Source organism: uncultured Mailhella sp., assembly GCF_944324615.1.
Taxonomy (GTDB): domain Bacteria; phylum Desulfobacterota; class Desulfovibrionia; order Desulfovibrionales; family Desulfovibrionaceae; genus Mailhella.
Genome location: NZ_CALUWY010000089.1, coordinates 1 through 8,518, shown reverse-complemented (window position 1 = coordinate 8,518; position 8,518 = coordinate 1). Strand labels below are relative to the sequence as shown.

The following is an 8,518-nucleotide window of genomic DNA, read 5'->3' as shown; positions in this document are numbered from 1 at the left end:
CCCTTCGCGCCGCTCTTCCGATCTCCCGCGCCCGGCGGACTCCGCCGGCCTTTTCTCTCCCGCTTCCCCCTCGAACGCCCCTTCCCGCAGAAAAAAGGCCGCGCACCCGCCCGATTTTCCCCCCGCAACGCCCCTTCCGGGAGCGCTTCTGCCCTTTTCCGGGCACCCCTCTCCGGGCGCCCTCCGCCTGCCCGGCGGGAGCCCGAAGCCCCCCCCGGCCGGAGGCTTCCGGCTGCTCCTTCCGCCGTCCTGCGCAAAAAAATGCAAAAAATCCGTTAAGAAACTGCCTTTTTTCTCCTTTTCCGGCAGAAAAAGGCGCTTTTCTGCCGTCTCCGGCGCTCCCTCTGCCTTCCACGGCAGGCATTTGCGTAAGAACAGCGCCTTTTCCGGCCCTCCCTTCCCCTCCGGGCGAAAATCGGTTAGCTTCTTTTTACCCCCATAAATGCCTGCGTTTTCAAAAAATACCGACGAGGTTTCCATGCGCCGCATCTACCAGCTCTTTCCCGCGCTCGCACACAGGGCCTTTTTCTGTTTCATCATCGGGCAGACCATATCCATGCTGGGTCAGTGGATGCAGCGCCTTGCCATGAGCTGGCTCGTGTTCCGCCTCACCGGCTCCGCCTTTCTGCTGGGCATCGTGGAATTCGTGAGCCTTGCGCCCATTCTCGTGCTCGGGCTCATGGCCGGGGCATGGCTTGAACGGCACGACCTCCGAAAAGCCCTGGCCGCCACGCAGGTGCTCTGCATGCTGGAGGCCGCCCTGCTCACCTTCGTCACCTTTGCGGACATGGTCTCCTACCCCCTGCTCGTGGCCCTCAGCCTGGGGCTGGGCATCATAGGCGCCTTCGACATGACGGCACGTCAGTCCTCGGTGTCGCTCATGGTCACGGATGCGGCGGCCGTGAAAAGCGCCATTGCCCTGAATTCCATGGCCTTCAACATCAGCAAGCTGGTGGGGCCCTCCATCGCGGGACTCGTCATCTATCTCTGGGGCGAGGGCGTGTGCTTTCTCGTTTCCTTCCTCGCCTATATTCCCATCATCTATATGCTCATCTTTCAGGTGCGCCTGCGCGAACGCCAGAAAGGACGGGACGGACAGGGCATGCTCAAGGATATCATGGAAGGCATACGCCATGTGCAGGAGGAATTCTTCCTGCGCCGCATCTTCCAGCTGCTGGCCGCCTCCTGCTTCTTCGGCCTGTGCTACAGCGTGCTCTTCCCCATGTTCTCCACCGCCATTCTGGGCGGCGGCTCCCAGACGCTGGGCTGGCTCTTCGCTGCCGTGGGCGCGGGCGCGTTCCTCGGCGGGGTGATGGTTTCCGTGTACATCGTGCTCAGGCGCATTCCCGCGCTGGTGGGGCGGACCACGTCCCTCACCGTGGCCTCCCTCATCGTGTTCAGCTTCTCGGAAAACCTCTGGCTGTCCCTGGCCGCCGCCTTCGTGCTCGGCTTTGCCATCACCACCACCAACATCAGCATCAACACCCTCTGCCAGACCACCACCACGGACGACTGCCGCAGCCGCGTCATCAGCCTCTACATCATGTGCACCGCCGGGCTCGGCCCCGTGGGCGGGCTGCTCTTCGGCGCCCTTGCCGACCTCATCGGCGCGCCGCACACCATGCTCTTCTGCGCCCTTGCCATCGCCCTGTTCCTCGCGCTCTTTCTGCGCGACCTGCGGCCCATCCATCACAGCCTCGTGCAGACGCTCCTGCACCGCTGACGGCCAGAAAAGGGCCGCCTTCCCCCGGAATACGGCCCGCCTTGAAAATGCCCCCGTACAGGCGTAACGTGCCCGGGCACGGCCTGCGCATGTCTGCCGCCCGGCCACAGCTCACCAGAAAAACCTTCAAAGGCATCCTTTCATGTCCGGTATCTTTTCCGCACTTCTCACCGTTTTCGGCATCATGTTCCTCGGCCTTCTCGCCGAACGCCGCCGCATTCTCGCGCCCACCATGGCGCTGTGCCTCAATCAGTTCGTGTACTGGGTAAGCCTGCCCGCCCTCATCTTCATGCAGATGTGCACCATTCCCATGGGCGGGGCGCAGGCCTTCGCCTGGGGCACCCTGGCCGCTTCCCTGCTCTGCTACGCCGCGGCCTATCTGCTCTTTTCCCGCTTCTGGAAAAGGCACGACACCGTGGTCACCATACGCACCCTGGCCGCCGTGTTCCCCAACGCCGCCTTCTTCGGCCTGCCCTTCATCTTCATGGTCTTCCCGGACAACGAAGAGGCCGTCACCGCGGGCATGCTGGGCGCGCTGCTCTATACGGGCGTGTTCCTCATCGCCGACGCCTCCCTCGACATGCTCTCCTCCGAAGGCAGGGAAAGAAAGGGCCTCGGCAGGCGCCTTTTCAAGGAACTGACCCACAACCCCATGCTCGTTTCCGCCCTTGTGGGCGGGCTGCTCGGCTTCTTCGGCGTGCCCGTGCCCAGGGCCGTGACCGGCATTGCGGAAATGCTCGGCTCCACCGCCGCGCCCTGCGCCCTGTTCGGCATGGGCATGGTGCTCTCGGCACAGCTTTCCGGCGCAGGCGAAGTCAAGGGCGAATGCAGCCGCAGGCACCTTGTCGTCATCAGCATCTCCAAGCTCCTTCTTCAGCCGCTGTTCACCTTTCTCGTGCTCGCCCTTCTGGGCTGCACCGGTACGGCGCTGGCCGTGGGCACCGTGACGGCGGCCATGCCCACCGGCACCATGGTCTACATCCTCGGGGAACGCTACCGCGCCCGTCCCACGGAAGCGTCCATGACCGTCATCGTCACCACGCTCCTTTCCCTGGCCTCCCTGCCCCTTGTCATGTTTGCGCTCCAGAAGGCCGGGCTTGTGTAGGCTTGCCCCCGCCCGCAGCCTGCCCCGGCGCTCCCCGGGGCGCAAAGCTTGCTAAAGGCGGCGCAGAGCGCTATCATGCACTCCGCCTGATTTTCATGCGTCACGCGCTATCCGGCACCGGTCTGCCGCTGCCCGCGAAAAGGAGGTTTCATGCCGGATCGTTACCTTCCCCCCATACTCCCCTGCTCCACCTGCGGAAGCCATGAGCAGAAGCTGGAATCGTGCCTGCCCGTGGGCCGCCGCCACGAGCTGTGGCGCGTGGTATGCCCGTGCGGCTGCGCGCTGACGCAATGGGCCGTTTCGGAAGGGGCGGCCATACGCCTCTGGAACCGCTTTCTCGGAGAAGGTTCCGAACAGTAACCCCCACAGCGCACTGCGCAAAGTACAGCCATGGCCACTTCCCATCCCCGCCCTCACATGCTTCTGGCCGACAAAGACGGCCGGATTTTCGACGACCCCGACCTGCTCATGCTCTGCCGCAAGGGCAATGAATGGACGCTGCCGCGTCCCGACGAGCTCATGCCCCTGCCGCCCGAAAGCGAGCTTTTCCTGCTGCCGGGCCGCCATGCCGTGGGTCTGGACCCGGAAACCGGGGAAACGCTGGAAGTGGAGGAACTTGCCGTGGCGGCCTTCATTGCGCCCGCGCACACCCTTACCGGCCACCCCGTCTATGTGACGGACAAGGACGCGCCCACCCTGCCGCTTTTCGCCTATGCCGCCGTGGGCATGATAGGCGACCGCTTCTATGTCTGCGCCAAAAAGGTGGACGAAGACCCGCGCCAGATCTTCACCGGCATTCCGCAGAAGAAGATCAACCGGGCCGCGCGCGACCTCATGGCAAAATTTCCCGACAACCGCTTCATTCAGCACCTCATGCAGAACTGCGTGCTGAAGTACGGCTGCCCTGCGGCCAGGAACCTGGCCATAGGCCGTTATGAAGCGCCCATTCCCACCTCGCGCGTGTGCAATGCCCGCTGCGTGGGCTGCATTTCCCACAAGAACGAGGATTCCACCCTCTGCGCCACCCCGCAGGACCGGCTCACCTTCACCCCGAAGGCCGATGAAATCCTGGAAATGATGTTCCACCACATGCACAATGAGCCGCATCCCATCTTTTCCTTCGGGCAGGGCTGCGAAGGCGAACCCCTCACCGAGGCGCCGCTGCTGCTTGAGGTGGTGAAGCGCTTCCGCGCCGAAGGCGGGCACGGCACCATCAACCTGAATTCCAACGCCTCCATGCCCGATGAGGTGGCAAAGCTTGCCGAAGCGGGGCTCACCTCCCTGCGCGTGAGCATGAACAGCGCGCGCGAAGAGGTGTACACCCGCTATTACCGGCCGAGAAGCTTCAGCTTTGCCGACGTGCGCCGCTCCATCACGGAAGCCTCGGGCCGCGGAGTGTTCGTTTCCCTGAACCTGCTCTATTTCCCCGGCATCACCGACTGCGAGGAGGAAATAGAGGCCCTTGTGGAGCTCATCAACAGCTGCGGCGTGAGCTTCATTCAGCTGCGCAACCTGAACATCGACCCTGAACTGTACATGAAGCTCATGGAAGGCATCAGCTTCGGGCCTTCCGTGGGGCTGGTGAACTTCAGAAAGCGCCTCAGAAAATACTGCCCCGGCCTGAACTTCGGCTACTTCAACCCCTACCGGGGCGACGGCGAGGCCGAACCTACCCCGGAAGAAGATTCCGGCGAAGCATAAGCCTGCACGGGCCGGTTCCTCAGGAGCCGGCTCTTTTTTGTCCCCCAAAAAGGCCGCGCGGAAGCACGCAGCCCTGCGCCCCTCCGCAACGGACCGACCATCCTGAAAAGGCCCGGTGCTCCCCGATTTCCCGGCGCTCCCGCGTTCTCCGCGCAGCTTCCGGTCCCCCGTCAGGGGAAAAGGATGCACGGCAGGACGCTCCGCGCCCGTGCGCGGTAAAGCCCCGGTGCCGCAGCCTCCTGCATACGCTTCCCCGCGGCCCGCAGGCTTTTCCCGCAGCCCATGTCCGCCCCTCCCTGCGTCGTTCTGCACGGCGCATCCTCCCCTTCGCCCCGCACGTTGCCAAAGACCGCCTTCTTCCCGAAAACGCCCGACGGAAAAGCACTTTTCAACCCGTCCCGCATCTGATACCTTCCGCAGGAAAAAAACATCCTTTCTCTTCCTCCCCGTTCAAGGAATCCCCATGAATATTCCCCTTCTTCCCCGTTGCGCCCGAGGCGGAAAGGCGGCGCGCCTCGCCCTGACGGCAGCCTTTGCCCTCTCCCTTTTCCTGCCGGCTCCGTACCTTTCCGAAGCGGCGGCAGAAGAAACCGTCACGGTGCTGAAACAGGACGGCACGCCCCTTTTCGAACTGCACTTCTTCAGCAAAGGCGAAGCGATAGATGAGGATGAGGGCGGCGCCTTTCTTTCCACCTGGACGCTCTCCGACGCGCAGAAAAACGCCGTGACCTCCGCCGTTGCGCTCTGGGCCGAGGTAGTGGGGCCGGGCAGCGCGAACAGCACGCCGCTGCCCTTCCACATCGGCACCTACGATGTGGAAAACGCCGAGGCGGCAAGCGAGGCAAACGCCTCGTCTCTTCCCGTGCTCGTCACAGGAGTGCAGGGCGGCATCATACACGGCACGGCCATGGACAACCCGGCGTACATTCTTGTGGGAAGGCTGGACTTCGGCATACCGGAGCACCTTTCTCCCCTGCCTTCGACCGGGGCTCAGACCGACCTCGTCTCCGTACTCTACCATGAAACAGCCCATGCTCTGGGCGTTCTCTCCTTTATGCAGACCGGAAAAAACGAACAGCTCAGCCTGTGGGATACGCACCTCAAGGACGCCTACGGCACCCGGCTCACCCCGGGCATGAACGTGGTGCATGAAGGCGAAGGCGGCGTGCCGGGCAGGGATTTCATCGTGGGCGACGCGACGAGAAGCGGTGTGACCTTCCACGGCAGAAACGTGGCCGAAGTGATGGGCAACGACGGGGGCCTGCTCATAGAAGGCTATGAGGACGACTATCTCGACCTTTCCCACATCGAGCTGGAACACAGCCTCATGAGTCACCAGAACTACCGCAACTACAGCACCTTCATGGAGGCGGAACTTGCGGTGCTGCAGGACCTGGGCTACAGCATCGACCGCAGAAACTTCTACGGCTTTTCCGTGTACGGAGACGATTCCGTCATCATCAACGAAAACGGCTACTTTGCGCGGAATGAGGAAGGAAACGGCTTTCTTTACGGCGTACCGAACACGGCCACGCTCGGCGTGGGCCTGCATGTGTACGGCAAGCGCAACACCATTACGCAGGCGGCGGACCTTCTTGCCTGCGGCACGGCGGGCACGGGCATCCGTGTGGACGGAAGCGACAACACGCTCACCATAGCCCCCGGCGTGCGCGTGGCCGCGGACGGGGCGTGGGGCACGGGCATTCTCCTTTCCTACGGCAAGAATCATACCGTCCTAAGCCGGGGCGACGTGACCGCCCTCGGAGAGGGAGGCATTGCCGCGCGCTTCGACTTCGGCGACAATCTGCTCGGCAATGCCACGGAGTACCGCGGTTCGTGGATATGGAACAACCCGTATGAAGAATGGGGCTGGAACCTTGTTTCCGACCCCTCGGACCCCTATTATAATATCGACCCGTACGACATGGAGCTGAACATCGACGGGCCCCTTGTCTCCACCTTCGACGTGAGCGGCCTCCTTGCAGGGAGGGAGGCTTCCATCTTCATTGCCGAAAACGCCTTCGTCGAAAACATCAATATCCTTTCCGGAGCGCAGGTCATCGGAGACATCGTATCGGAATGGGACCCGCAGAACCCCGACATCCAGTACCCGGGCGACCCCGGCGAGCTGCACACCGCCCTCACCTTCGGCCGCTCCGCCAATGCGGACGGCACGGCGGGGGAGGCCGACCCCGACTTTGCCATGACGCTTTACGGCGGCATCGACGGGAAAAAGAGCCTCGACATGAGCCTTGAGGCAGGCCGCCTTGCCGTGACGGATACCGTGAACGTGTACTCTCTGCGCAACGCGGGCCGCCTTGCCCTGTACGGCGCGGATGAAGAGGGCTTCGGCGCGGACGTGGCGGATGCCTTTGTGAACGAAGAAGGCGCGGTGCTGGAAACCGGCTTTCTCCCCACGGGCGAGGTGAACGGCGTGAGGGCCTCTTCCGCCGTGCTGGGCGGCACCTGGGCTCTGCGGCCCATGCCCGGCTTTTATGCGCAGAACGCTCCCGTCACGCCGCAGGCTCCGGTGCAGGCGGAATATGTGAGCGGCGGCTTTACCGACGTCACCCTCGGCCCCGACCTTTCCCCCACGCTGGATTTCACCCTGAGCTTCGAGCCGGGCCCCACCATTATTCCCACCCGCGAACAAGACGCCTACAGCCGCTTTGCAGGCAACGCGGGGGCCGCTTCCCTCGGCCGTGCGCTCTACGGTATTTCCGGCGCGGCCGAAGGCGACATGCAGGCGCTTCTTGCGGCGCTGGACTGGTCGGAACCGGACGGAACCACCGTTGCGCGCGGCCTGAACCTCCTTTCCCCGGAAGCCTTCGACGCCTCGGCCCGCGCCGCCCTGAACCGGATGAGCAGCCTGAACGCCCTTCTCTTCCAGCTCATGCAGGCCCCTTCCACGGAGGGATGGAGCATGCGCCTTGTCCCCTACGGGGAAGGTTCCCGGCAGGATGCGCACGGCGGCTTCTCCGGCTGGGAAAGCAGAAGCGCGGGCTTTCTCGCCGCCATGGAACGCGGCTTTGCTTCCGGCATCACGGCAGGGGCGCACCTTGCGGCGGACACGGGGCGCACGCGCCTTGATGGCGACAGAGCCAGGAGCGACAGCCATTCCGTCTTTCTCGGCGGGCAGGCCCGCCTTGCGCCCGAAGCCTGGAACGGCTTCCACCTCAGCGCGCAGGCAAGGCTCGGCCTGGAAAGCGCCGACATGGAACGAAACCTGGCCTTCAACGGCTATGCGCGCCATGCGGAAAGCGACTGGACGGGCCTCGGGGCGGGCTTCATGCTCGGCGCAGGCCGGGATGTGACGTGGGAAACTTCCGCCGGTTCCTTCACGGCCGGGCCTCTGGCCTGGCTGGAATACTCCCTTCTGCGCCGCGAAGGCATCACCGAACACGGCGGCGGAGCGGCCTCTCTGCACATGGACGGCGAATACTACGATTCCCTGCCCCTTTCCCTCGGCGCGCACCTGGCGTGGAGCGGAAAAGGAGAAAACGGCGCGGGCATGGGCCTGAACCTCACGGCCGCCTGGCGGCACGAGCTGGCAGACGATACCTTCCACACCCATGCGCACTTTGCCGGTTACGACGGCTTCGGCTTTTCCTCCTCCACCACCCTGCCCGGCCGCGACGCCCTTTTTCTGCAGGCAAGCCTCAGGCTCACAAGCCCGGATCAGGCCTTTTTCATGAACCTTTCCGCAGGCGGCGAGGCCTTCCGCACCGCAGCTTCGAGCCTGCACGCAGGCTTCTCCCTGGGCTGGAGGTTCTGACCCCCTTCCCGCAGGCAGAACAGGAAAGCCGTGCCCCGCGTCATGCGGAGCACGGCTTTTTGCGTCAACGGACCATTCCCCGGGAACGCATGCCTAGGTTCAGGACTCATTAAATATAAAAGATGACAATGGCAGCGAGACAAATGGCCGAAAAGAACGTGTGGGCACAACGGTCATAACGCATGGCTATTCTGCGCCAATCCTTGAGTCGGCC

General features: G+C 63.7%; 5 protein-coding genes and 1 pseudogene. 5 read left to right on the top strand and 1 reads right to left on the bottom strand.

Annotated features, from left to right (window positions below):
- Positions 1-478: 478 nt before the first annotated feature.
- From Q0K07_RS12310 to Q0K07_RS12290, 5 genes are all read left to right on the top strand, one after another.
- A complete protein-coding gene (locus tag Q0K07_RS12310; protein WP_294559608.1) occupies positions 479-1,723 on the top strand; it encodes an MFS transporter in 1,245 nt (414 codons plus the stop codon).
- 142 nt (positions 1,724-1,865) lie between these two features.
- On the top strand, positions 1,866-2,828 hold the full coding sequence (locus tag Q0K07_RS12305) for an AEC family transporter (RefSeq protein WP_294559606.1): 963 nt from the start codon (positions 1,866-1,868) through the stop codon (positions 2,826-2,828).
- A 150-nt stretch (positions 2,829-2,978) separates the two neighbouring features.
- Positions 2,979-3,188 carry a serine acetyltransferase gene (locus tag Q0K07_RS12300; protein WP_294559604.1) on the top strand — a complete coding sequence of 70 codons (210 nt, stop codon included), beginning with the start codon at positions 2,979-2,981 and terminating at the stop codon, positions 3,186-3,188.
- 30 nt (positions 3,189-3,218) lie between these two features.
- A complete protein-coding gene (locus Q0K07_RS12295; RefSeq protein ID WP_294559602.1) occupies positions 3,219-4,529 on the top strand; it encodes a radical SAM protein in 1,311 nt (436 codons plus the stop codon).
- 463 nt (positions 4,530-4,992) lie between these two features.
- Positions 4,993-8,304 (top strand): autotransporter domain-containing protein, encoded by a 3,312-nt coding sequence (locus Q0K07_RS12290; RefSeq protein ID WP_294559600.1) that lies wholly within the window; start codon positions 4,993-4,995, stop codon positions 8,302-8,304.
- A 109-nt stretch (positions 8,305-8,413) separates the two neighbouring features.
- Here the strand turns inward: Q0K07_RS12290 and Q0K07_RS12285 are convergent.
- Positions 8,414-8,518, bottom strand: a pseudogene (locus Q0K07_RS12285) (IS5/IS1182 family transposase); the annotation flags it as partial.

Coding starts and splice junctions, on each gene's coding strand:
- Q0K07_RS12310 (WP_294559608.1), top strand. CDS start 479: ATGCGCCGCATCTACCAGCTCTTTCCCGCGCTCGCACACAGGGCCTTT.
- Q0K07_RS12295 (WP_294559602.1), top strand. CDS start 3,219: ATGGCCACTTCCCATCCCCGCCCTCACATGCTTCTGGCCGACAAAGAC.
- Q0K07_RS12300 (WP_294559604.1), top strand. CDS start 2,979: ATGCCGGATCGTTACCTTCCCCCCATACTCCCCTGCTCCACCTGCGGA.
- Q0K07_RS12290 (WP_294559600.1), top strand. CDS start 4,993: ATGAATATTCCCCTTCTTCCCCGTTGCGCCCGAGGCGGAAAGGCGGCG.
- Q0K07_RS12305 (WP_294559606.1), top strand. CDS start 1,866: ATGTCCGGTATCTTTTCCGCACTTCTCACCGTTTTCGGCATCATGTTC.